Annotated in this window: 13 protein-coding genes; 11 read left to right on the top strand and 2 right to left on the bottom strand. The window is 64.8% G+C overall.

Going from position 1 to position 26,127, the window contains the following annotated elements; all coding sequences use genetic code 11:
• Positions 1 to 136: 136 nt before the first annotated feature.
• Positions 137 to 8,059 carry a translocation/assembly module TamB domain-containing protein gene (locus EJ078_RS25215; RefSeq protein ID WP_208720912.1) on the bottom strand — a complete coding sequence of 2,641 codons (7,923 nt, stop codon included), beginning with the start codon at positions 8,057 to 8,059 and terminating at the stop codon, positions 137 to 139.
• Positions 8,059 to 9,987, bottom strand: a complete 1,929-nt coding sequence (locus tag EJ078_RS25210) for an autotransporter assembly complex family protein (RefSeq protein WP_127403196.1) — start codon at positions 9,985 to 9,987, stop codon at positions 8,059 to 8,061. The genes EJ078_RS25215 and EJ078_RS25210 overlap by 1 nt, the downstream gene beginning before the upstream one ends.
• A 278-nt stretch (positions 9,988 to 10,265) precedes the next feature.
• Here EJ078_RS25210 and EJ078_RS25205 point away from each other — a divergent pair, with 278 nt between their 5' ends.
• The 11 genes from EJ078_RS25205 (at position 10,266) to EJ078_RS25160 (ending at position 26,101) form a co-directional block, all read left to right on the top strand.
• Positions 10,266 to 15,746 (top strand): alpha-2-macroglobulin family protein, encoded by a 5,481-nt coding sequence (locus EJ078_RS25205; RefSeq protein ID WP_127403197.1) that lies wholly within the window; start codon positions 10,266 to 10,268, stop codon positions 15,744 to 15,746.
• Between the two features lie 163 nt (positions 15,747 to 15,909).
• Positions 15,910 to 18,000 carry a penicillin-binding protein 1C gene (gene pbpC / locus EJ078_RS25200; protein WP_127403198.1) on the top strand — a complete coding sequence of 697 codons (2,091 nt, stop codon included), beginning with the start codon at positions 15,910 to 15,912 and terminating at the stop codon, positions 17,998 to 18,000.
• 100 nt (positions 18,001 to 18,100) lie between these two features.
• The gene (locus tag EJ078_RS25195) at positions 18,101 to 18,799 is read left to right on the top strand and encodes a M15 family metallopeptidase (protein ID WP_127214016.1); all 699 of its coding nucleotides are present in this window, start codon (positions 18,101 to 18,103) and stop codon (positions 18,797 to 18,799) included.
• A 199-nt stretch (positions 18,800 to 18,998) separates the two neighbouring features.
• Positions 18,999 to 20,027, top strand: coding sequence for a sulfate ABC transporter substrate-binding protein (locus tag EJ078_RS25190; protein WP_127214004.1), 1,029 nt, complete (start codon positions 18,999 to 19,001; stop codon positions 20,025 to 20,027).
• Between the two features lie 109 nt (positions 20,028 to 20,136).
• Positions 20,137 to 20,988 (top strand): sulfate ABC transporter permease subunit CysT, encoded by an 852-nt coding sequence (cysT, locus tag EJ078_RS25185; RefSeq protein ID WP_066990552.1) that lies wholly within the window; start codon positions 20,137 to 20,139, stop codon positions 20,986 to 20,988.
• Positions 20,981 to 21,865 carry a sulfate ABC transporter permease subunit CysW gene (gene cysW, locus EJ078_RS25180; protein WP_067328919.1) on the top strand — a complete coding sequence of 295 codons (885 nt, stop codon included), beginning with the start codon at positions 20,981 to 20,983 and terminating at the stop codon, positions 21,863 to 21,865. Before cysT ends, cysW begins: the two co-directional genes overlap by 8 nt.
• Before the next feature lie 52 nt (positions 21,866 to 21,917).
• Complete coding sequence (locus tag EJ078_RS25175; RefSeq protein WP_095831663.1) at positions 21,918 to 22,958, top strand: sulfate/molybdate ABC transporter ATP-binding protein; 1,041 nt, start codon at positions 21,918 to 21,920, stop codon at positions 22,956 to 22,958.
• Between the two features lie 201 nt (positions 22,959 to 23,159).
• On the top strand, positions 23,160 to 24,149 hold the full coding sequence (locus EJ078_RS25170; RefSeq protein WP_095824962.1) for a sulfate ABC transporter substrate-binding protein: 990 nt from the start codon (positions 23,160 to 23,162) through the stop codon (positions 24,147 to 24,149).
• 256 nt (positions 24,150 to 24,405) lie between these two features.
• Positions 24,406 to 24,855, top strand: coding sequence for an Rrf2 family transcriptional regulator (locus tag EJ078_RS25165; protein WP_127214002.1), 450 nt, complete (start codon positions 24,406 to 24,408; stop codon positions 24,853 to 24,855).
• A 95-nt stretch (positions 24,856 to 24,950) separates the two neighbouring features.
• Positions 24,951 to 25,352, top strand: a complete 402-nt coding sequence (locus tag EJ078_RS30560) for a hypothetical protein (RefSeq protein WP_245458949.1) — start codon at positions 24,951 to 24,953, stop codon at positions 25,350 to 25,352.
• Positions 25,352 to 26,101, top strand: coding sequence for a hypothetical protein (locus tag EJ078_RS25160; protein ID WP_245458946.1), 750 nt, complete (start codon positions 25,352 to 25,354; stop codon positions 26,099 to 26,101). The genes EJ078_RS30560 and EJ078_RS25160 overlap by 1 nt, the downstream gene beginning before the upstream one ends.
• Positions 26,102 to 26,127 lie beyond the last annotated feature (26 nt).

Below are 26,127 nucleotides of genomic sequence, written 5' to 3'. Positions count from 1 at the left end.
AGCCTTGACGCAAATTTGTTAGTCCACAGCACATTTCCAAAAATTAACAGGGCAATCAAATCAAGACATTGCCGGCGGACAGGGCCTCGTGCGCGCGCCAAAAGTCCTCTTCAGCCCGCCGGGGCGGGCAACACCGTCAATATTCGCGTTCGTAAAAGACGCCGCCCTTGGCTTCGCCCGCGTCGTTGGCCTCGCCGCGCAGCTTCACGCCCCTCCCGACATTGAGATCGATCGTCGCCTTGCCGGAGCCCGGTTTGTCGCCCTTCTGGATTGTCACATAGGTACGGTCGTTGAGGTACTTGCCGGCCGAAACCGCGGTGCCCCCCTTCTCGTCGGTCGTCACGTCGAGATCGTCGATGCCGATCGCGCTGCGTAGATTGTCCAGCAGCGAGGTCGTGCCGCCGGCCCCTGCCAATTGCGCGGCCGCGTCAGCAAGCTGGGCGATCTGCAGCGGCGAGAGATTGGACATCGAGCGGCCGAAGATCAGTTGCGCCAGCACCTCGTCCTCAGGCAGCGCCGGTGCGGAGGAGAAGTTGAACTTCGGGTTGGTCGCTTCGCCCGAAACGACGATGGTGACGGTGGCGCTGCTGGTCGTCGTGGTCGCGGTCAGGTTGAGGTAAGGCACAAGCGAACCCTGGAACCCGACTGTGCCCTCGGTGAAGGTCAGCCGCTTGGCAAGGATCGTCAGCCGGCCGCGTTGCAAGGTGAAGGTTCCGACGGCCTGCGGCGAGGATGCCGGGCCGGTCAGCTTCAGCGAGCCGCCTAGCTCGGCGTCGACGCCCCTGCCCTGGATGAAGATCTGATTCGGTGCGTTGACCGTCACGTCGAGGACAAGGCCGCTGCCGCTGCTGCCGCCGCTGCTGGATGTCGGCGGGTTCAGCGCTCTGTCCTGCGCGCGCACCGCGCGCGGCGGGTTCTTATGCTTCACATCCAACTCCGAGAGCGAGCCGGGCAGCTTGTCCGGCACGGTGATGACCGTCCTCGCCAGATTGATGGTGCCGGCGATCACCGGCGCCGACACGAGCGGGCCTTTAATGGTCAGGTCGCCGCCGAGATTGGCGGTCACCACCCTGCCGTCGGTGTAGCGGGCGTCGGTGAGTTTTATCGACAGGTCGGCCGGAAAACCTTGCGCCGGCGTGATGCCGACGGTGCCACTCGCCGAAAGGCTGCCGCGCGTCGACAACGTGCCCGTCAGGCGAGTGATCCTGGCGACGCCGCCGCCGATCGAGACGTCAGCCCCGATGTCGTTGACCGCCAGCCCGGAGCGCGCGTCGATGAGACGGGCGCCCGACGTCGTGACTTTGCCGCTGATCACCGGCGCGGATACAGGACCGCGCACCTGCACGTCGACATTGGCGGTTCCGTTGAGCGCCAGGCCTTGCACGGCGAGTTTCGAGGCAAGGAAGGAAAACGGCACCTTGCCTTTGAAATCGAGCGCCAGGGTCGGCCCGCCTGCCGTCGTCACCGTGCCGCCGCCCTTGAGACCAAGGCCCGCGCCGTCGCTGATGTTGGCGTCGAAGGCAAGCTTGCTGCCGGCAAAGGTTCCCGACGAGGATACGTTCATGCCGCCGAGGCCTGCGCCCCGCGTCTGCGAAGTCTGCACGCCCGAAGCATCGACATTGAAGGCGACCGTCGGAGTGGCCGGCGCGCCGGAGACCTTGACCGTGCCCGAGATCGAGCCTGCCGCATCGAGGCCAGGCGAGAAACTGTTTGCGAGCGAGACCGGCACCCGGGCCAGATTGGCGTTGATGTCGAGCGTCTGCGTGACCTTGCCCGTCACCGTCGCCGTGCCGCCGCCGAGATTGAGCACCAGCCGGTCGAGCGTCGTCGCGCCGTTGGCGATGGTCACGGTCGAGGCCTGCGCGATCGCTGCCTTGATGCCTTGCACCGTCGCTTGGCCCGACGCGAGCTCGACGGTCGTCGTGCCGTTCGCCACTTTCACCCGGCCGGCCGCTTTCGCCGGAATGTTCTTCACGGTGGCGCCGCCGGAAAAGGCGGTCCAGTCGCCATCGCGCTTCAGGTCGACATCGATGCCGGTAACGGCAGTGCCGCCGGAGGTCACGCTGTCGGCGCGGATCCTGCCGGAGATGACAGGTGCTGCGAGGTAATTGGCGATCTGGGCGTCGACGGCGACTTTTTTGGCCGAGAGGTCGCCGCGCCTGATCGCTGCCGTGGTTGCCTTGACGGCGACGTTCGGTGCGTTGCCGGCCTTCGAGAAGGCGATCGCGCCGCGGACGTCGCCTTCCGCCTTTTCTAGCGCAAGCGCCGCCAGCGGCCCTATGTCAGGAAGATCGAGTGACACGGTGCCCACCGGCACGAACGCTTCGTCGAGCGCGAGGTCGCCGGAGATCTTGTTCGGTCCCAGCGACAGCAGAAGCCCGTTGATCGCGCTCTTGCCATTGGCGGTGGCAAGCACCGCATTGCCCTGCAGCGGCTGTCCGGCGACATTGCCGGTCAGTTGCACATCGGCCGCCGGATTGGCGGCATCGGCCTTGCCTGTCGCGGTGAGCTTCAGTCCGGTGATCTCGCGCGCCGCCACGGACAGCCTGTCGCTGTTCACCGTCAGCGAGAGGTCGGGCGCCATAATCGGACCTTGCGCATTCAGGCCAAAAGCGATGGCGCCCTTGGCGTCTTTCGACAGCAGCGAAACGTCGCTCAACGCCCCCCTGATGTCGGCGGCAAGCTTGTTGTCGGCAAGGCTCGCCTGCCCGTCGGCGCTCAGCGCGCCCGAGTTGAGCTTCAAGCCGGAGACATTGACATTGCCGTTGGCGTCGCGTTTCAGCGCGGCGCTCAATTGCGCGCTCTCGCCCAACATGCCGCGCACCGCCGCCGGCAAGGCGGAAGAAGCGACATTGGCGTTCACATTGAGGTCGACGGCGCCGTCGCGCAGCGACATGCGGCCGGCGACCTGGCTGTTGAGCGCATCGCTCTTGAGCGAGCCGCTGTTGACGGCAACGGCGTCGCTCGTCAAACGGCCATTGACCTCGGCCGTGACCTTGCCGGCAACCAACGGCGCGATCATCGGATTGTCCAGGCCGATCCTGTCGATCGACACCGTCCCGGAGACCGGGCCTGTCCGCCCCTTGAGATCGAACGCATCCGAATGCAGCGCAACGGCAAGGCCGTCCACATTCACCTGGCTGGCGGCAACCGAAGGCAGGATGGCGGAAGCCTCGAGGCGGGCCTGCGTGCTTTGGCCGGCTATCTTTGCCGACAATGACTGGACCTCGATCTTGACCGGGCTTTCGGCGCTGCCGATCGTCAACGGCAGGCTGGGTCCGGATGACGTCAGATCGAGCGAAAAATCGCTGACGCCGTTCGGATTCAAGGTGCCGGCGGCGTTGCCGGAAATCTTGTCGCCCGAAAGCGTTGCATGGTCCAGGGCCAGGCCGCTCGCCAGACCGTAGCTGCCGGCGGCATCCAGATTGAGCGGCCCAAGTCCGGCCTGGCGGGTCTGGCTGGTCTCGGCGCCGGCAAGCTTGGCGTCGAACTCGATATCGGGATTGGCCGACGGCCCCGTAACATGTGCCGTGCCTTCCAGCGTTCCGGCAGCATCGAGGCCCGGCACGAAATCATTGGCGAGCGCCGCAGGCAGGCCGGCGAAATTGGTCGTCAGGTCGAGGATCTGGCCGGCGCTGCCGGAAATGGTCGCCGAGCCGCCGCCGAGATTGAGCGCAAGCTTCTCGACGCTGGCGACGCCGTTGGCGATTGCAAGGCGCGACGGCTCGGCGATCGCCGCCTTGATGCCGCGCAGGGTCGCTTCGCCGGACGCGATCTCGACGCTGGTCTTGCCGTCGGCGATCTTCACGCGCCCGGTCGCGGTGGCCGGAATGCCGGATGCCGTCGCGCCGCCGGAAAAATTGGTCCAGTCGCCGTCGCGCCTCAGGTCGATGCCGATACCGCTGACCACTGTCTTGCCGGAAGTGACGCTGTCGGCCTTGATCGTGCCCGATATTGCCGGTCCCTTGAGATAATTGGCGATCAGCGCATTGACGGTGATCGCTTTCGCCGCCAGTTCGCCGCGCGCGATCGATGTGCTGGCCGCATTGATGGTGAGGTTCGGAGTCGCGCCATCCTTGGCGAAGGCGATCGTGCCGTTGATATCGCCGGTCGCCGTCTGGCCGCCAAGCGCCGCCAGCGGGCCGACATCGGGAACGGCCAGCGTCAGCGTGCCAACCGGCAGGAACTGGTCGTCGAGCGCGAGGTCGCCCGAAACCTTGTTGTCGCCGAGTGCAAGGCTGAGGCCCTTGATCGCGCGCTTGCCGGCGGCGGTGGCAAGCACGGCATTGCCCTGCAGCGGCTGTCCGGCGACATTGCCGGTCAGTTGCACATCGGCCGCCGGATTGGCGGCATCGGCCTTGCCTGTCGCGGTGAGCTTCAGTCCGGTGATCTCGCGCGCCGCCACGGACAGCCTGTCGCTGTTGACCGTCAGCGAGAGGTCGGGCGCCATAATCGGACCTTGCGCATTCAGGCCAAAAGCGATGGCGCCCTTGGCGTCTTTCGACAGCAGCGAAACGTCGCTCAACGCCCCCCTGATGTCGGCGGCAAGCTTGTTGTCGGCAAGGCTCGCCTGCCCGTCGGCGCTCAGCGCGCCCGAGTTGAGCTTCAAGCCGGAGACATTGACATTGCCGTTGGCGTCGCGTTTCAGCGCGGCGCTCAATTGCGCGCTCTCGCCCAACATGCCGCGCACCGCCGCCGGCAAGGCGGAAGAAGCGACATTGGCGTTCACATTGAGGTCGACGGCGCCGTCGCGCAGCGACATGCGGCCGGCGACCTGGCTGTTGAGCGCATCGCTCTTGAGCGAGCCGCTGTTGACGGCAACGGCGTCGCTCGTCAAACGGCCATTGACCTCGGCCGTGACCTTGCCGGCAACCAACGGCGCGATCATCGGATTGTCCAGGCCGATCCTGTCGATCGACACCGTCCCGGAGACCGGGCCTGTCCGCCCCTTGAGATCGAACGCATCCGAATGCAGCGCAACGGCAAGGCCGTCCACATTCACCTGGCTGGCGGCAACCGAAGGCAGGATGGCGGAAGCCTCGAGGCGGGCCTGCGTGCTTTGGCCGGCTATCTTTGCCGACAATGACTGGACCTCGATCTTGACCGGGCTTTCGGCGCTGCCGATCGTCAACGGCAGGCTGGGTCCGGATGACGTCAGATCGAGCGAAAAATCGCTGACGCCGTTCGGATTCAAGGTGCCGGCGGCGTTGCCGGAAATCTTGTCGCCCGAAAGCGTTGCATGGTCCAGGGCCAGGCCGCTCGCCAGACCGTAGCTGCCGGCGGCATCCAGATTGAGCGGCCCAAGTCCGGCCTGGCGGGTCTGGCTGGTCTCGGCGCCGGCAAGCTTGGCGTCGAACTCGATATCGGGATTGGCCGACGGCCCCGTAACATGTGCCGTGCCTTCCAGCGTTCCGGCAGCATCGAGGCCCGGCACGAAATCATTGGCGAGCGCCGCAGGCAGGCCGGCGAAATTGGTCGTCAGGTCGAGGATCTGGCCGGCGCTGCCGGAAATGGTCGCCGAGCCGCCGCCGAGATTGAGCGCAAGCTTCTCGACGCTGGCGACGCCGTTGGCGATTGCAAGGCGCGACGGCTCGGCGATCGCCGCCTTGATGCCGCGCAGGGTCGCTTCGCCGGACGCGATCTCGACGCTGGTCTTGCCGTCGGCGATCTTCACGCGCCCGGTCGCGGTGGCCGGAATGCCGGATGCCGTCGCGCCGCCGGAAAAATTGGTCCAGTCGCCGTCGCGCCTCAGGTCGATGCCGATACCGCTGACCACTGTCTTGCCGGAAGTGACGCTGTCGGCCTTGATCGTGCCCGATATTGCCGGTCCCTTGAGATAATTGGCGATCAGCGCATTGACGGTGATCGCTTTCGCCGCCAGTTCGCCGCGCGCGATCGATGTGCTGGCCGCATTGATGGTGAGGTTCGGAGTCGCGCCATCCTTGGCGAAGGCGATCGTGCCGTTGATATCGCCGGTCGCCGTCTGGCCGCCAAGCGCCGCCAGCGGGCCGACATCGGGAACGGCCAGCGTCAGCGTGCCAACCGGCAGGAACTGGTCGTCGAGCGCGAGGTCGCCCGAAACCTTGTTGTCGCCGAGTGCAAGGCTGAGGCCCTTGATCGCGCGCTTGCCGGCGGCGGTCACCAACGACGCCTCGATGTCGAGCGGCTGTTCCTCGACGCTGCCCGTCAGCGAGATATCGGCCGAGGGGTTGGCGATGTCGGCTTTGCCCTTCGCCGAGAGCTTGATGTCCTTCACCGTGCGGCCGGCCGCCGTCAGGCTGGCGCTGTCGGCCGACACCGAGAAATCCGGCGCCCAGCGCGGACCGCTGGCGGTCAGCGCGAAATTGACCCCGCCGGCAAGCGGCGTGCCCGCCAGCGACGACAGCGCCGATACATCGCCCAGCGTTCCCTTGACGTTTGCCTTGATATCCGAGCCTTGCGCGCTGGCGGTGCCGCTGGCGCTGAGCGAGCCGGAGGTGAGTTCCAGCTCGTTGGCCGCGAAAGCGCCTTCCGGATCGCGGGTCGCGGTAGCCGAGAATTTCACCCGTTCGCCAAGCAGCGAGCTGATCTGCGGCGGCAGCGCCTTCGATACGGCGTCGGCGTTCATCTTCAGCGTCATCGACAGGTCGGCGAGCGAGACGCCGGCGGTCAGCGCTGCATTGAGCGCATCGCTGCGCAACGTGCCCTGGTCGACGGTGACGGTGTCGCGGCTGATCGAACCGGCGAGATCAGCGGCTAGCTTGCCCGTCACCAGCGGCGCCAGGGTCGCCACGTCGGTCTTCAGGCCGGCGGCCGCGAGCTTGACATTGACCGGCCCGGTGCGGGTCGCGACGTCGAAGCCGTCGGAATGGACCTGTCCCGTCACATTGTTGAGCTGCGTGCCGCCGACGGCGATCGAGGCCAACGAGGTGCCGATGTCGACTATCGGCGCCTTGCCGTCGCCAAAGGCGCGTGCGGTCGCCTTCTCGACCGCGACCAGGATCGGCACCGCGCTGGTGCCGACGTCGATGGTGACGGGCTTGTCTTTGGCTGAGAGCTCGACGGCAAGATCGCTGGCGCCCTTCGGGTCGACATTGCCGGTGGCCGTTCCGTGCACGGCGCCGCTCTCTACAATTGCGCGCTCGATATCGATCCCGCCTGTCGTGGTCGCCGTCCCGGCCACGTCGAAATTCGTTTTGCCGGCAAACAGCGACTTGAACTTCTCCGGCAGGAAGCGCTCGAATTCGCCGTCGCCTTTGGCCTCGATATAGTGGCCCTTGTCGCTCAACTGATGGCGGCCGGTGAGCTGGGCGACGATCTGACGATCGACAACGAACGTGCCGATGCCGTTCCAATTGGCGAGCGGCCCCGTGCCGGAGACGACGATATCAACGGGGGGCGCATCGGGGAGCTTGAGCAAATTGGCGATGATGCCGCCGGCCGGCTCCGACGCCTTGAGATCGAGGTCGAGCTTGTTGTCGGCCGGCGCGAAACGGACCTTGGCGTCGACATTGCCCTGCTTGCCGTCGCGGCGGGCGACTTTGAGCACCGTGTCGATCGCCAGCGGCGATGGATCGGCCTTGAGCGAACCCTTGGCGGCAAGTTCGGCAATCCCGCTGCCGGCGAGCTCTTGCCCGAGCGCGATCTCCGGCAGCTCGATCTCTTTGACGTCGATCGAGACCGGCAGACTGTTCGATGCGCCTTGCGACGGCTGTTGGCCGGCTCGTGGCAGCCGCGCCAACTCGATGCGCTCGGCTTCGATGCGATCGGCGCTGAAGTTGCGCGACAAAAGCGCCGTCGGCGACCAGTCGAGCGCCACCTTGCGCGCCACCAGCCAGGGCCCCGTGCGATCCTCCAGCACGACATGATCGAGCCTGAGCTGACCGGACCAGATGCCTTCGATACCGCTGACGGTGATCTTGCGGTCCTCGGTCGAGGCCAGCTTCGAGATCAGACCGGCGAGATTCTGACGGCCGCCTTCGGTGCCGGTCAGCACGGCGAGCGCGCCGATCGCCACCACCAGCAACAGGAGCAGCGTGTAGAGGCAGATACGAAGGATGCGCCAGAATATCCTCATCATCAGAACGCCTGACCGATGCCGGCATAGAGGCCGAAATGCGGATCGCCCGGATCGCGGTTGAGCGGCACGGCGGCGTCGATGCGCAGCGGCCCGAATGGCGTAAGATAGCGCAGACCGACGCCGGCGCCGACCTTGACGTCGGAGAAATCGGGGAAGGATTTGGTCGAGACCGTGCCGGCATCGACGAACGGAACGATGCCGATCGTGTCGGTGACGGCCATGCGCATCTCGACCGAGGTCTCGAACAGGGACAGGCCGCCGATCGGCTGGCCGTCGATGTCCTTCGGGCCGATACCTTGATAGGCATAGCCGCGCACCGAGCCGCCGCCGCCGGAATAGAAGCGCCTGTCGGCCGGAACATTCTGCAGCCCGGTGCCAACGATCGAGCCGAGCATGGCGCGTTCGGCGAGGACGAATCTGCTCGCCGTATCGAGCGACTGGTAAGCCGAGCCTTCGCCCTTCAACTTGAGGAAGGTCGCGCCGTTCAGAATGTCGTAGCTCGGCTCGGCATAGGCGAGCGCCCGGAAACCCCTGGTCGGGTTGAGCTTGTTGTCGCGGCTGTCATAGACATATTGCAGCGGAATGCTGGCGATCAGATAGGTGTGCTTGCCGAAGGCGTCGGTGATCCTCGAGTAGTCGAGGTCGAATTCGGCCGAGACCCGCTGCCTCTTGTCGAGGTCGTAGGAGACTCCAACGTCGCCCTTGACCGAGAAATGGTCATAGGCGTCGGGGTGCTCCAACACGGTCTTGACGCCGGTGAAGAACTTCGATGTCGGCCCGAGCACCCCCGGCTTCTCGAACATGATGCCGGCATTGTAGTTGAGCGCGGAAATGCTGTTGCTGCCGATGCCGCTGATGGAGCCGTCGATGCGCAGCTTCTCCGCCTGGCCGAACAGGTTGCGGTGGCCCCAATAGCCTTCGAGCCCCAGTCCTTCCGTGTTCGAAAACGTGCCGCCGACGCCGAAAAAGCGCGGCTTGCGCTCGCTCACCTGGACGTCGATCGGAATGTTGCCTTGAGCGTCGAGGCTCTCGCCCTCCTTGATGGTCACGCTGTTGAAGACTTCGAGCCCGAGCAGCCGATCGCGGGCATCGTCAATTTCTTGCGGCGAATATTGCTGGCCCCGCTTTAGGTCGGTCATGTATTCGGTGAAGTCGCGATCGACCTTTTCGGTACCCTCGACGGTGGTGTCGCCATAGCCGGCGACCGGGCCGGCCGCGACCGTCAGTGTCACGTCGAGCGTTGAGGTGTCATGGTCTGCGACGATCTCGCGATCCGTCACCTGGGCTAGCGGTCTGCCCTCTTCCTTGAGCGCTCGCACGATCGCCGCTTCGGCCTTGAGCACGGCACCCGAACTGGCGTCGCCGCCCGCGATCAGGCCGAAATCGGCGCTCGCCAGGCCGGCCGCGTCGCCTTTCAGTCTGATGTCGCCGAGGGTGAATTTCGGCCCGGCGGCGATGCTGACGACCACCGGAATGGGCTGCGGCCCCTTGAATTCGGCGTCCGGCGGCAGTTCGTCGATGGACTTGCCCTCTATGGTGATGGTGACCACGCCCTCGTAGCGGGCGTCGGCATAAAGGGCGGCAACCAGTTGCTCGCGGTCGCTGCGCGCCTTGGCCATCAAGCCGAGCGACCCTGATACCGGATGCTCCTCGTCGTTTTTGAGCGCCGAGGCATCTTTCAGTTTCTTGACCAGATCCTTGTCGGCATCGGGAGCGTCCATGGTCACCGAATAGCGCAGCGGATCGACGATGTCGGCATCCTCGTCCTTGGACGAGCCCCAAAGCTTGATGCCGAAAATCTCGAAAGCAGCCGCCGGCCGCGCTTCGCCGGCGAGCATGGCCGCGCAGACGAGCGCCAAAAGCAGGGCGCGCGGAAGCCCGCGCCCTGGCGCGATCCCTCCTGACATCTGCGTTTCATACGCCGGCATTACGCTAACCTAGACGACAAAACTAAAATTGGAATGAAGTTCTGAAACGCTCGTAAAGGGGCCACAATCCAATTGTCTGAAATAGACCGGGCTTGGAATTCACACCTTTTGCGCCTTCGCAAGAAAGCGTGAACCCTTGTCCCATGGAGGTTCTGTCGAAATACCGGCCTGTGGCCGGCATGGAAACCGTTGGCGGGTTGAAAACCTGCCGCGTTCGGCGTTGACAAGCCTGTTTGATGCTTGATCATGCCCGGACGCTGCAATGTCGGGAGGGTGATATGGCAATGCGCGCGGCTCGTGGTTTCTCGTTCCTCATTCTTCTGTTCTTTGCCTTGAGCGGGGCCGCGCAAGCGGCCGAAGCCCGGCGAATCGTGACGACTGACAATTCCGACTATTTCGGTTTCGACCTCAGGTCCGACCAGAATGTCAGCCTCGACCAATGCAAGACCACATGCCTCGGCGATCCCGCCTGCCGCGCCTTCACCTACAACACCAAGGCCAAATGGTGCTTTCTCAAATCCGACTACAATCAGCTGAAACCCTTCAGCGGCGCCGTCGCCGGCAAAGTCGCAAACGTCGATGGCGACCCCGATATCGGCGCGCCGCCTCCACTTGCCTTCTTCCCCAACTGGATGGCCGATCAGGCCCAGCAGTTCCGCAACAAGCTGACCGATCCGGCCTATGACAAGCCGACCGAAGGGCTGGCCGCACTTCAAGCCGCGGCCGAGCAGGCAGCGCTGACCGGCGACCATCGCCTGGCCATGCAGAAATACCAGGCGGCGCTGTCTGTCCTGCCCGACGACGGCGCGCTCTGGCTGGCGCTGGCGCGCGAGACGCTCGGCGTGCAGCCGGCTTCCAACACCTCCGAACCCTCTACCCTGCCGGCAAACGTCACCTCGGCGGCCTTCAACGCCTATAAGCTGGTGCGCACGGCAAAGACCCGCGCCGAGGCGCTGGCGCTGCTTGCCGCCGGCCTCGACAAGCGCGACCTTTTCCGGCCGGCCATTCAGGCCTATGAGGCGAGCCTTGCGCTGGTGAACTCGCCAGCCGTGCAGGCCGACTACGCCGACCTCAAGGCACGCAAGGGTTTCCGCGTCATCGACCATTCCGTCGATGCCGATTCCTCTTCGCCGCGCATCTGCGCCCAGTTCTCCGAGGACTTGGTGAAGACCGGCGTCGACTATTCGCAGTTCGTCACCGTCGACAATGCCGCTCCCAAGGCTGTCGAAGCCAAGGACAAGCAGATCTGCGTCGAAGGGCTTGAACATGGCCAGCACTATGACGTGACCTTCCGCGCCGGTCTGCCGGCCGCGATCGGCGAGACGATTGCCGCTCCGGTCGTGCTGTCGATCTATGTCCAGGACCGCGCCCCGTCCGCCCGCTTCACCGGCGACAGCTTCGTGCTGCCGGCCGGCGCCCGCCGCGGCATTCCGGTCGTCACCGTCAACATGAGCGCCGCCAAGATGAAGCTCTACCGCATCGGCGACCGATCGCTGGCGCAGCTTCTGTCCGGCTACCAGTTCCTGCATCAGCTCGACGGCTACGACATTTCCACCATTTCCGACCAGATGGGCGAGCCGGTCTGGGAAGGCACGCTCGACATCGCCAACGACCTCAACAAGGAGGTCACCACCTCCTTCCCGGTCGACGAAGCGATCCCGCAGCGCAAGCCCGGCGTCTATGTGCTGACCGCCCAGCCGGTCGACGACAAGAGCGACGATTATGGTTCGCGCGCCACCCAGTGGTTCGTCGTTTCCGACATCGGTCTGTCCACTTATACCGGCCAGGACGGTCTCAACGTCTTTGCCCGCTCGCTGGGCTCTGCCAAGCCGATTGCCGGCGCCGAACTGACGCTGCTTGCCAAGAACAATGAAATCCTCGGCACGGCGACGTCCGACGCCGAGGGCCATGCCGTTTTCAACCCGGGCCTGACGCGCGGCGAAGGCGGCATGGTGCCGGCGGTGCTGATGGCCAAGCAGGGCGACAACGACTTCGTCTTCCTCGACATGGGCCGCGCCGGTTTCGATCTGTCGGACCGCGGCGTTGCCGGGCGTGCCGCGCCCGGCGCGCTCGACGTCTATGCCTGGACCGAGCGCGGCATCTACCGCGCCGGCGAAGACGTCCATGTCGCCGCCCTTGCGCGCGACGGCGCCGCCAAGGCGGTCGAGAACCTGCCGCTGACCTTCATCTTCACCCGACCCGATGGCGTCGAGAACCGCCGTATCGTCAGCGACGGCGCTTCCGCCGGCGCCCATGCCGTCGATCTGTCGCTCGAGCCTAACGCCATGCGCGGCACCTGGTCGGTGTCGATCTACACCGATCCCAAGCAGGCACCGGTCGCCAGCCATATGTTCCTGGTCGAAGACTTCGTGCCGGATCGCATCGAGTTCGACTTGACGGCCGACAAGAAGGAAATCGCGCAGGGCGAGACAGCCAATGTCAGCGTCGACGGCCGCTTCCTCTATGGCACGCCGGCCGCCGGCCTCGCGCTTGAAGGCGAGATGACGCTGTCGACCACGGACAGCTGGGATCGGTTCAAGGACTTCACCTTCGGTCTCGCCGACGAGCAGTCGGCCGAACCTTCGGTGACGCCTTTGGCCAACCTTCCCCTCGTCGGCGACGACGGCAAGGCGACCTTCCCGGTCTCGATCGACCAACTGCCCTCCACGACCAAGCTGATCAACGCCAAGGTCACAGTCCGCATGCGCGAAGCCGGCGGCCGTGCCGTCGAGCGCTCGCTCGACATCGCCGTCCATCCGGAAAAGGAGATGATCGGCATCCGCCCGGATTTCGAAGGCGGCGAGGTGCCGCAAGGCGGAACGGCGAAATTCAGCATCATCGCCGTCGATCCGAACGGCAAACGCGAGGAGCTGAAGGGCGCGCAGTGGTCGCTGGTCAAGGTCGAGCGCAATTACCAGTGGTACCGTTCGAACAATTCCTGGAACTATGAAGCGGTGAACCTCACCAAGGCCGTCGCCAACGGCCAGATCGACCTGAAAGCCGACGGCGAGGCGACCGTGTCGCTTCCTGTCGACTGGGGCCGCTACCGGCTCGAGGTCGAGACGGCCGACCCCGATGGCCCGGCGACCAGCTATGAGTTCGACGCCGGCTGGTACGTCGCCTCGACCACCACCGAAACACCGGACGGCCTGGAGATCGCTCTCGACAAGGACACTTACGCCGCTGGCGAGGTGGCCAAGCTCAAGGTGTCGCCGCATTTTGCCGGCGAACTCCTGGTCACCATCGGCGCCGAGAAGCTGTTGAAGACCGTCACCGCTTCGGTGCCGACCGGCGGCAGCACCGTCGACATCCCGGTCGGCAACGACTGGGGAGCCGGCGCCTATGTCACGGCGACTTTGTTCCGGCCCGGCGATGCGCAGGAATCGCGCATGCCGGCCCGCGCAATCGGCGTCAAATGGCTGACCGTCGATCCGGGTTCGAAAAAGCTCACTGTTGCGCTTACGCCGCCTGGAAAGACGGCCCCGCGCCAGCAGCTGTCGATCCCGGTCGCCGTCAGCGGCGCGCAAGCCGGCAGCAAGGCCTATGTGATGGTCGCCGCCGTCGATGTCGGCATCCTCAATCTCACCAACTACAAGGCGCCCGATCCGGAGGACTGGTTCTTCGGCCAGCGCATGCTGGGTCTGGAAATCCGCGACCTTTATGGCCGCCTGATCGACGGTTCGCTCGGCACCACCGGCAAATTGCGGACCGGCGGCGACGGCGCCAACATGCGGTCGCAGGGCAGCCCGCCGACCGAGAAGCTGGTCGCCTTCTTCTCCGGCCCGGTCGAGCTCGATGCCAACGGCAAGGCGCGGATCGATTTCGACATCCCGCAGTTCAACGGCACCGCGCGCGTCATGGCCGTCGCCTGGACCAAAGAGGCCGTCGGCCATGCTCAAACCGACGTCATCGTGCGCGATCCGGTGGTGATCACCGCCGGCCTGCCGCGCTTCCTGGCGCCTGGCGATGCCGCGACCATGCGTCTCGATATCGCCGACACCGACGGCCCTGCCGGCGACTACAAGCTGTCGGTCACCACGACCGGCGATCTCTCGACCGGCGACAAGCCCCTGCCCGAGAAGCTGACGCTTAGCCAGGGCAAGCGGCAAGCGCTCTCATTTCCGCTGATCGCGCAGACGGCGGGCGACGCTTCGATCACCGTCAAGCTCGCGCATAACGGCGGAACGGAGGTCGAGCAGACGCTCTACCTGCCGGTGCGCCCGGCGCAGCTCCCGGTCACCAACCGCATGGTGGTCGACCTGAAGCCCAATGGCGGAGCCTTGCGCGTCGACAAGGAGCTGCTCGCCGCAAGCGTGCTCGACGGTGCTTCGGTCAGCATCGGCGTCTCGCAGGCAGCCGCCTTCGACGTCCCTTCGCTTTTGATGACGCTCGATCGCTACCCCTATGGCTGCGCCGAACAGACAACCAGCCGCGCCTTGCCGCTGCTCTATGTCAACGACATGGCCAAAAGCATCGGCATGGAGAGCGATCCGGACCTGCATGGGCGCATCCAAGATGCCGTCTACAAGGTGCTGAGCTACCAGGCATCAAGCGGCAGCTTCGGCCTCTGGGGCCCGGGGTCCGGCGATCTCTGGCTCGATGCTTATGTCACGGAGTTCCTGACCCGGGCACGCGAGCAGAAATACGACGTGCCGGCTCAGGCGATGAACCAGGCGCTGAACAACCTGCAGAACTCGCTTGGTTATGACCAAGACGTCCAGGATCGCGGCAGCGAGATCGCCTACGCGCTCTATGTGCTCGCCCGCAACAAGAAGGCCTCGATCGGCGATCTGCGCTACTATTCGGACACGCAGCTCGAGTCCTTCTCCAGCCCGATGGCTGTCGCCCAACTGGCCGCGAGCCTGGCGCTCTATGGCGACACCCAGCGTTCGGAGGCGACTTTCCAGACGGCCTTGCGGCTGGCGCAGGCAAGCACCGAATACGACTATTATCGCTCCGATTATGGCTCGCCCCTGCGTGACGGCGCGGCGATGCTTGCGCTGGCCGCGGAATCGAAGCCGGTGCCGAGCATCGTGCCGCAGCTGATCAGGCTGGTGGCGCGTGAACGCGCCGACGCCCGCTGGACGAGCACGCAGGACGAATCCTGGATGCTCCTTGCGGCAAGGGCGCTGAAGGAAGGCAACAATTCGATCACGCTTTCCGTCAACGGCGCGCCGCATACCGGCGGCTATTCCGATCGGGTTGCCGGCAACGACCTTGTCGACAGCCCGCTCGCCATCGCCAACACCGGCACGACGGCGCTGCAGGCGGTGGTCACCGCGGTGGCCGCACCCGTCGAGCCGCTGCCGGCCGGCGGCGACGGCTTCACCATCGATCGTACCTACTACAGGCTCGACGGCACCGAGGCCAACATCACCGAGGCCAGGCAGAACGAACGCTATGTGGTCGTGCTCAAGGTCTATGAGCAGAACAAATGGCCCTCGCGCCTGCTGATCACCGATCTGTTGCCGGCCGGCTTCGAGATAGACAATCCGAGCCTGGTGTCCAGCGCTCAGTTGTCGAACTTCTCCTGGCTGGCGCAGACCGACGCCGCGCATCTGGAGTTCCGCGACGACCGCTTCGTCGCCGCCTTCAATCCCAACGAAGGCGACGGCGACCGCAACATCACGCTGGCCTATGTCGTGCGCGCCGTGAGGCCCGGCACCTATGCCCATCCGGCGGCGACGGTGGAGGACATGTACCGGCCGCAATATTCGGCCCGCACCGCCTCCGGCATGGTGGAGGTCAAGGCGGAGTAAGTATTCCGACGCTGGCGATCACAAACATGGCGATAGCGCTGCCCCTCATCCGCCTTCCGGCACCTTCTTCCCGTGAAAGACGGGGAGAAGGGACAAGCTCCAGCGCTGACGCCCCCCTCTCCCCGTCTTTCACGGGAAGAGGGTCAGGGTGAGGGGCAGCACCATGCTCTCCAAAAAATTCTTGCGGCGCGCTGCCATAACGGCAGCTTCCTCCGCCGCCTGTCTTGCCCTTTCCGTCGCCGCTCTCTGGCAGCTCGACCGCGCCTTCCCGCCGCCACTCCCGGCGGCGCTGACGGTCTCCACCGAAGTGCAGGACCGCGACGGCCAGCTGCTGCGGGCCTTCGCCACACCGGACGGTTATTGGCGGCTGGAAACTCGGCTCGACCAGGTCGACAAGCAGTTCGTCGACATGCTGGTCGCCTATGAAGACAAGCGCTTCTGGGACCACCGCGGCGTCGACATGCTGGCGCTTTGTCGCGCCGCCGGGCAGTTCGCCACCAGCGGCCACATCGTTTCCGGCGGCTCGACGCTCTCGATGCAGCTTGCCCGCCTGATCGAGCCGCGCGACAGCCGCAGCCTCGCCTCCAAGGCCAGGCAAATCCTGCGCGCCATCCAGATCGAGCGGCGTTTGTCCAAGCGCGAAATCCTCGAGCGCTACCTGACGCTGGCGCCCTATGGCGGCAACCTAGAAGGCGTGCGCGCAGCCTCGCTCGCCTATTTCGGCAAGGAACCGAAGCGGCTGACCGTATCGGAAGCAGCACTTTTGGTCGCGCTGCCGCAGTTGCCGGAAAAGCGCCGGCCAGACCGCAATCTCTACATCGCGCATGCCGCGCGCGACCGCGTGCTCACCCGCATGGTCTCGGCCGGTCTGCTCAACGAACGAGAGGCAGCGCGCGCCGCGCTCGACGACGTCTCCGGCCTGCGCCGCAAGCTGCCGGCATTGGCCGCGCATGCGTCCTACGCCATGCTGCCCAAGGCTCAACCCGGCAAGCCGCTGCAACTCACCATCCGCCGCAGTGTTCAGCAAGGGCTGGAGCAGGTGGCGAAAGAGGCCGCCAGGAAGCTCGGCCCAAAGCTTTCCGTCGCCATGGTGCTGGCCGATGCGCGCACCGGCGACATTCTTGGCGAAGTCGGCTCGGCCGATTTCTTCGACGCCAGCCGCTCCGGCTGGATCGACATGACCAAAGTAGTGCGCTCGCCCGGCTCGACGCTGAAGCCGTTCATCTATGGGCTTGCCTTCGAGCAAGGCCTAGTGGCGCAGGAGACGATCATCGAGGACAGCCCCGCCGACTTTGGCGGCTACCGGCCGAAGAATTTCGACATGGGCTACCAGGGCGACGTCAGCATCAGGCAGGCGCTGCAGCTGTCGCTCAACGTGCCGGCGATCCGGGTGCTGGACGCAGTTGGTCCCGCGCGGCTCACGGCGCGCTTCCGCCAGGCCGGCGTCAACCTGGTCCTGCCGCTCAACGAGGCGCCCGGGCTGGCGATCGGCCTCGGCGGCGCCGGGGTGACTTTGCGCGACCTGGTGCAGCTGTATACCGGCCTCGCCAATGGCGGCAAGATGCACGCGCTGCATGACGGCACCGAGCCCGCCGATGCCGAGCGCATCACCGCCACTATCCTCGACGACCAGGCCGCCTGGCAGATCGACGACATCCTGTCCGGCGTGAAGCCGCCCGAAGGTGCGGCCCAGCGCGGCATCGCCTACAAGACCGGCACATCTTACGGCTATCGCGATGCCTGGTCGGTTGGCTTCGACGGCCGCTATGTGCTTGGCGTCTGGGTCGGCCGTGCCGACGCCGGCCCGGTACCTGGCCTCTCCGGCTATGTTTCGGCCGCGCCCATTCTCTTCGAAGGCTTTGTCCGCTCGGGTTTGGCCAGCGTGCCGCTGCCCGGCCGGCCGCCGGGTCTCTTCAATCCCAAACGCGAAGAATTGCCGGTGACGCTCGCCCGCTTCGGCGCCGGCTCCGACGGGCTGGTGCAGGCAACGCCGACTGAACCGGCGCCCACCATCGTCTTCCCGCCGGACGGGGCTCGCGTCGACCTCGGCACCAATTCGGCGGACGCTTCGCCGCTTGTGCTGAAGCTGCAGGGCGGCCGCGCGCCCTTCCGCTGGCTTGCCAACGGCAAGCCGCTCGCCGGCATCGACCGCCGCCGCACCGCGACCTGGCAGCCCGACGGCACCGGCTATTCGACGCTCACCGTTATCGACGCCGCCGGGCGCGCGGCCAGCGTGAAGGTTTTCGTTGAATAGAAGCGGGCAAGCGATTCGGCGCGTTGCGCCTTTCAAGGATCGAAAGGCACTTCTCTCGAGGCTTATTGCGAAGCACACCCGTCCTTCAGCGGGAGCAGCTATAATCCTCCCGGCACTGGCTCTCCTGGCTGCCTTCTCCGCCCACGCCGACCCCCTGCCCGCCGGATTCGTCCGGCTCGCCGATGTCGATCCGACCATTCGCCAGGACATCCGCTATGCCGGGCTGGGAAACTTCCTGCAGCGCGAGGTCGACGGCTACGAAGCGCCGGTCTGCATCCTGACCGCGCCGGCGGCGAAGGCGCTGTCCGGCGTCCAGAAAGCAATGACGGCCGAGGGCCTCACGCTGATCGTCTTCGACTGTTACCGCCCGGCACGCGCCGTCGCCGACATGGTCAGATGGACAAGGCAAGGCGGCCCGCCCGATCCGCAATGGTATCCGACGGTCGAGCACGGCGACCTCATCGCCGAGGGCTATGTCGGCGAACTGTCCAGCCACTCGCGGGGCTCGACCGTTGACCTCGCCGTCGCTGAGCTTGACAAGACAAGCCCGGCTCATTCCGCTTGCGGCGCGACTGACGCCCGCACGCTCGACTTCGGCACCGGATTCGACTGTTTCGATTCGGCGAGCGAGACGGCCCACCGCCCGCTGCCCCTCCAAGCGACGGCAAACCGCACGATGCTGCTTTCGGCCATGCGCGCCGCCGGCTTCCGCAACTATGCGCGCGAATGGTGGCATTTCACCCTCGCCGACGAGCCGTTCCCAAAGCAGCGCTTCGATTTTCCGGTGACCGCCGACTAGGCACAGGACTTGCCCGGATCGCGGCCGGTTCTAATTAGGCCCGCTGACGAGGAACCACGCTGCTGGCAAGTGAGGAAGATATTTCCTCGACTGGCCGCCCCTCGGCGAAAAATTGCTGCAAGGAGATGAAAAAGGCAACATTGAGTGCATCTAATTTCTATAAATTCGCTAGAGTTCGGGCCGTTCAACGGAGGCGGAAATGACCAACCCTCATTTCGGGAAACTGCTCGGCGCGCTGGTCGCCACATCTGTTCAGTTCGGCTCGCTCGGTTTCGCATTTGCCGATACGACCATTCTGAATGTGTCCTACGACCCGACACGTGAGCTCTACAAAGCCTATGACGAGGCCTTCACCGCGCACTGGAAGGCGGAGACCGGAGAAACCGTTACCATCCAACAGTCGCATGGCGGATCCGGCGCCCAAGCGCGAGCCGTCATCGACGGTCTCGACGCCGATGTCGTGACGCTCGCGCTCGAGGGCGACATCAACGCCATTGCCGCGAAGACGAAAAAGATCAATCCGGACTGGCGCACGAAGTTCGAGAACAACTCGGCTCCCTACACCTCGACCATCATCTTCCTGGTGCGCAAGGGCAATCCCAAGGGCATCCATGACTGGAGCGATCTGGTGAAGGACGGCGTCCAGGTAATCACGCCGAACCCCAAGACCTCGGGCGGCGCGCGCTGGAACTACCTCGCCGCCTGGGCTTATGCCAATGCCAATGACGGCAATGACGAAGCCAAGACCAAGGAGTTCGTCGGCAAGCTCTATGCGAATGTCCCCGTCCTCGATACCGGTGCCCGCGGCTCGACGGTGACCTTTGCGCAGAAGGGGCTGGGCGACGTGCTGATCGCCTGGGAGAACGAAGCCTATCTCGCGCTCGATGAATTCGGCGCCGACAATTTCGACATCGTCTACCCGCCGACCTCGATCCTGGCCGAGCCGCCGGTCGCCGTCGTCGACGGCAATGTCGACGCCAAGGGCACCCGCAAGGTCGCCGAGGCTTATCTGAGCTGGCTCTATTCGAAGGAAGCCCAGACCATCATCGCCAAGAACCACTATCGTCCGGCCAAGCCCGACCTGGTGCCTGCCGAGGATCTCGCCAAGCTACCGGCAATCAAGCTCGTCACCATCGACGATCCGCAATTCGGCGGTTGGAAGAAGGCGCAGCCTTATCATTTCGGCGACGGTGGTATATTCGACCAGATTTACAAGCCCGCCCAATGAAGCATGGCGGCCATAGGCCGGATGAAACCTGATTGGGTCTATTGTACGAGTGCCCGAGCCGAGGCGAAGGGCACTCTGGTCTGAGTAAGAAGGGACGATCCAGAACAGCATGAACACAGCACCCGCCAAGGCGGGGTGGCGGTTCAGACAGCCGAGTGTCATTCCGGGCTTCGGATTGACGCTCGGCTTCTCGCTTGCCTACCTCACGCTCATCATCCTCATTCCGCTTTCGGGGCTGGTCTGGCGTTCGGCCGCGCTCGGCTGGACCGACTTCTGGGCGATCGCCGTCGACCGGCGCACTCTCAATGCGCTGAAGATCAGCTTCGGCACCGCCTTCCTGGCCGCCGCGGTCAACGTCGTCTTCGGCACCATCGTCGCCTGGGTGCTGGTCCGCTACCGCTTCCCCGGCCGACGCATCGCCGATGCGATGGTCGACCTGCCCTTCGCCTTGCCCACCGCAGTCGCCGGTATCGCGCTCACCACACTCTATGCGCCGAATGGCTGGATCGGCCAGCTTCTGATGCCGCTCGGCATAAAGGTCGCCTACACCCCGCTCGGCATCGTCATCGCCTTGGTGTTCATCGGCCTACCCTTCGTGGTGCGCACCGTCCAGCCAATCATGGAGGAGCTCGACAGGGAGGTCGAGGAAGCTGCCGCCACGCTTGGCGCCAACCGCTTCCAGACCATCACTCGTGTGCTCTTCCCGGGACTGGCGCCGGCCATCGTCACCGGCTTCTCGCTCGCCTTCGCGCGCGGTGTCGGCGAATACGGCTCGGTCATCTTCATCGCCGGCAACCTGCCCTTCAAGTCGGAGATCGCGCCGCTCCTCATCGTCATCCGGCTCGAGGAATACAATTACGAGGCGGCGACCGCGATCGCCGCGATCATGCTGGCGCTGTCCTTCGTGATGCTTTTGGTCGTCAACCTCGTCCAGACATGGAGCCGCAAGCGCTATGGCTGATCCCGAGATCAAATCCTACGAACCGCATCACGAAAGCCAGTCGGCCGCGGTGACCGAAAGCAGGCCGGTGCGCTGGGTGGCGATGGGAATAGCCTTCGCCTTCCTCGCCGTCTTCCTGCTTCTGCCGCTGATCGTTGTCTTCCACGAGGCGCTTAGCAAAGGCATCGGCGCCTACACGGAGGCGCTTGCCAGCCCCGACACGCGCTCGGCGATCCGCCTGACGCTGCTGGTGGCGGCGATCTCGGTGCCGCTCAACCTCATTTTCGGCATCTCGGCTGCCTGGGCGATCGCCAAGTTCGAGTTCAAGGGCAAGGCCTTTCTGACCACCCTCATCGACCTGCCGTTCTCGGTGTCGCCCGTCATTTCCGGCCTGGTTTATGTGCTCCTCTTCGGGGCGCAAGGCCTGCTCGGCGCGTGGCTGAAGGCGCATGGCATCGTCATCCTGTTCGCCGTGCCGGGCATTGTGCTCGCAACCATCTTCGTCACTTTCCCCTTTGTCGCCCGCGAGCTGATCCCGCTGATGCAGGAACAGGGCAATGGCGACGAGGAGGCGGCCCTGTCACTCGGCGCCAATGGCTGGCAGGCCTTCTGGTATGTGACGCTGCCCAACGTCAAATGGGGCCTGCTCTACGGCGTGCTACTCTGCAACGCGCGCGCCATGGGCGAGTTCGGCGCCGTGTCGGTGGTCTCAGGTCACATTCGCGGCCTCACCAACACCATGCCGCTGCATGTGGAAATTCTCTACAATGAGTATAACGCCGTCGGGGCCTTCGCGGTCGCCTCGCTGCTTGCCGGCCTGGCTTTGGTGACGCTGGTCTTGAAAACACTTCTGGAGATGCGCTACGGCGCCGAGATTGCCGCGACACGCGGACATTAGATGCATGCCGCCCGAAACCGCGTAGCATGCATCAACTGATTGAGGGATCTGTATGGAAGTTCGCGTTGTCAACGTGCGCAAGGAGTTCGAGCGGTTTCCGGCGCTCCACGACGTTTCGCTCGACATCAGGTCGGGCGAGCTTATCGCGCTGCTCGGGCCATCCGGTTCCGGCAAGACGACGCTGCTCCGCCTGATCGCCGGCCTGGAGCGGCCCACCAAGGGCGCCATCTTCTTCGGCGAAGAGGATGCTTCGCAGAAGTCGATCCAGGAGCGCAATGTCGGCTTCGTGTTCCAGCATTACGCTCTGTTCCGACACATGACGGTTGCCGACAATATCGGCTTCGGCCTCAAGGTCCGGCACGGCGCCGCGCGTCCCTCGGCGCAGGAGATCCGCCGCCGCGCTTCGGAACTCCTCGACCTCGTCCAGCTGTCGGGGCTGGAAAAGCGCTATCCGGCGCAGCTTTCCGGCGGCCAGCGCCAGCGCGTCGCGCTCGCCCGCGCCATGGCCATCGAGCCCAAGGTGCTTTTGCTCGACGAGCCATTCGGCGCCCTTGACGCGCAGGTGCGCCGCGAGTTGCGCCGCTGGCTGCGCGAAATCCACGACGCCACCGGCCACACCACGGTCTTCGTTACCCACGACCAGGAGGAGGCGCTCGAACTCGCCGACCGCGTTGTCGTCATGAGCCAAGGTCGCATCGAGCAGGTCGGCTCGGCCGACGAGATCTACGACACGCCGAACTCGCCTTTCGTCTACAGCTTCATCGGCGAATCGAGCTCGCTGCCGGTCAAGGTTGACAATGGCGAGATCTGGCTGGCCGACCGGCCGGTCGGTCTGCAGGCGCCGCATGCGCAGTCGGGAGAGGCCCTGCTCTACTTTCGTCCGCACGATGTCGAGCTGCTCGACGGCTGCAGCGGCTGCATTGCCGGGACGGTCGCCGCCAGCCGCCGCGTCGCCGGCACAAGGCGGGTCGAGCTCGAGATCGGCGGCGAGCGTCAGCGCGTCGAGATCGAGCTGCCGGTCGACCATCCGGCGGCACAGAAGAGCCGGGTGGCTTTCAGGCCGAGGCGCTGGAAGCTTTTCCCGGCCTCCTGACCTATTTGCCGCCTGCCACGTCCAGGCGCCCGGTAGAGGAGCCGCGATGAATCAGGTTGGAAGAAAATCCTACCAAGCGGCTGTTCGGGCGGGAGATTTTCCCGCTGCTCGTGCGTCCCCCGGACCGCGTGCCTCGCGCAGCCAGGCTTTCCTTTTTATGGTCACACCATAGTTCTGATTGTCTGGAGGAGGACCGTTTTCATGAAGCGCTTATTGCTGGGTATTGCCACGCTTGCCGGCTTCGTCGTCCTCGCGTCCTCCCAAGCCTGGTCGGCCGACAAGCTGCTCAATGCCTCCTACGACGTCGGCCGCGAATTGTTTGCCGACATCAACAAGGCTTTCATCGCTGAGCATCCCGGCGTGACCGTCGATCAGTCCCACGCCGGAACCTCGGCGCAGGCTCGTGCCATCGCGGAAGGTTTGGCAGCCGACGTCGTCACCTTCAACCAGGTCACCGACGTCGATTTCCTGGTCAAGAGGGGTCTGATCTCCGCGGACTGGCAGAAGGATTTCCCAGACAACGCATCGCCTTTCTATTCGCTGCCGTCCTTCCTTGTTCGTGCCGGCAATCCCAAGCACATCAAGGACTGGAACGATCTGGTGCGTGACGACGTGCAGGTGATCTTCCCCAACCCGAAGACATCAGGCAATGCCCGCTATACCTATCTCGCTGCCACCGCTTACGCGAAGGAAGCCTTCAAGGGCGACGACGCCAAGGTGAAGGAGTTCATCGCCAAGCTGTTTGCCAACGTGCCGATCTTCGACACCGGCGGCCGCGCCGCCACCACCACCTTCGTGCAGCGCGAGATCGGCGACGTGCTGATCACCTTCGAATCCGAAACGCGCGGCATCCGCAGGGAATATGGCGACGACAAGTTCGAGCAGGTCACGCCTTCAGTCAGCCTGCTGGCCGAATTCCCGGTGGCGATCGTCGATAAGATCGCCGACGAGCACGGTAGCCGCGATCTCGCCAAGACCTATCTCGAATTCCTCTATTCGCCCGAGGGCCAGGACATTGCCGCCCGCAACGGCCTGCGGGCCCGCGACGCAGCAGTGGCCGCCAAATACAAAGCCGAGTTTCCCGACGTGCGCCTGTTGACGGTAGACGAGATCTTCGGCGGCTGGGATAGGGTGCAGAAAGAGCATTTCGCGGCAGGCGGCTTGCTCGATCAGGCCTATGGCAGCCGGTAGCGCTTACAATCAAAAGAAGTGGAAAGCCGTCATCGCCGTCGGCATCGCCGGCTTTTTTCAATCTGGAGCCGGCATCACTTTGCCGGCGAAATCAACGCGGCCAATGTGAAAAACATTACGAAGAATCAACGCGTTTGTGCCTAACCTGTGTCGACGAATTGTTGTGCCAAGCCGCGTAGCGCGGCCAAACTGTCATGATTTGCACACAAACAACCGCCAGATGCAGGCGATTGGGGTTTGATAAACTGAATCGGGCATGCTGACCAAAAAAGGCAAATACGGCCTCAAGGCCCTCGTGCATCTTTCCGGCCTGCCGGCTGGCCAGCTTGCATTCGTCAACGACATAGCGGTCGCAAACAACATCCCGAAGAAGTTCCTGGACGCCATTCTGGGCGAATTGCGCAATGCCGGCTTCGTCCAGAGCCGCAAGGGCAAGGAAGGCGGCTATCGCCTCGCCAGGCCCGCTTCCGAGATCAAGATCGGCCATGTCGTGCGCGTGCTCGACGGGCCGCTGGCGCCGATCCCTTGCGCCAGCCGCACGCAATATCAGCGCTGCGAGGACTGCGACGAGCCGACGTGCCAGGTCCGCCACATGATGCTGGAAGTGCGCCAGGCGATCGCCGAGGTGCTCGACAACCGCAGCCTCGCCGCCATGCGCGACGCCGACAACGACGATTTCCCGGTCGAACTCACGTCGCAGATCTGACCGCTCAGCCGCGCCGTCTCGCCGTTGGTTGTCTGTCCGCGACAGACGCTGTAAATCGTCTGACGGATGGATCAAGGTTTGGGGGTATCTAACGCATGAGGCTGCCTCGGCTTGGCAAGTCCCGCAGGGCCAACCGGCAACCGTCATCCGCCAGCATCTATCATACCGAGATCATCGCCGACGTTGCAGTGCCGGAGCGCGGCGAGACCGTCCGCTTCTTCAGCCGCAAGCTCCTCCGCCCCGGCAAGTTGCGCAGCGTCTCCAACAAGGATCTGCGCGAAAGCCTGCTATCCATGTTCTATCTCGGGGTGGCGGCGGTGCTGCCGGTGGCCTGGTGGGCGCCGATCTGCGATTGGGTTTCGACGCTTCGACGCAAGCGTCATTTTCGCAAGGATTTCGCGCGGTATGACGTGGCGATCAAAGCGGTGCTTGGCGATGATGCCGACACGCGAAGCCTTTTCAGGGACATCTCGCCGCCGCGCATCGCCGCCGTCTGATGCTTGCCGCTCATCTGGCGCCTGGCAGGCGCTGGTCGCCGGCGATCCGGCTGGAAGGCATCGACGGCTTGCGCGAGGCCTTGCAGCGCGGCCGCGGCGCCATCGTCTGGTGCGATCAGTTCGTCGCCCAGACCATCATGGGCAAGCGCGCCCTCTTCGAAGCCGGCATCGAAGCGCACCAGGTGAGCGTCAACTTCCACGGCTTTTCGGAAAGCAAATTCGGCCTGCATGTGATCAACAAGCCGCTGGTCGAGGTCGAAAACCGGTTTCTGAAGAGCCGCATCGTCTTTGAGCGCGCCGAAGCCTACCAGGTTACGGCGCGCATCCAGAAGGCGCTGAAGGAGAACGGAGTCGTGCTGATGACCAACACCATCCACGCGGGATCTACCTTCACCGAGAGCGCCATGGGCGAGCGTGGCTGGACCCACCTCGCCTCGGCGCCGGCGAATTTTGCGGCGCGCGCCGGCGCTGCGCTGTTTGGCATGTCGACCCTGGAGACAGTGCCCTTTCGCGAATACCGGGCGATCGTCAGTCCCGAACTGAAGCCCAACGCTGTCCAGCCTGCATCCCGGCCGGCAAAGGACGTGGCGGCAAAGAACCTCGTTCTGCAAGCGGCCTATATCCTGCTCAAGCGCGACCGGCTGCTGGAAGCGGTCAAACTGCATCCCGAGCAGATGATGGCCTGGTCCAGCGCCAACCGGCTCACCGGACAGCAGGATCAAGCCGCGATCGGCGCCGACGCCGCATAATGCATTTCCCCCAGACGCGCAGCGGT

Source organism: Mesorhizobium sp. M1A.F.Ca.IN.022.06.1.1 (assembly GCF_003952605.1).
Lineage (GTDB): Bacteria > Pseudomonadota > Alphaproteobacteria > Rhizobiales > Rhizobiaceae > Mesorhizobium.
Note: the sequence above shows the minus strand (reverse complement) of the source record. Positions and strands in the feature narration are given on the sequence as shown.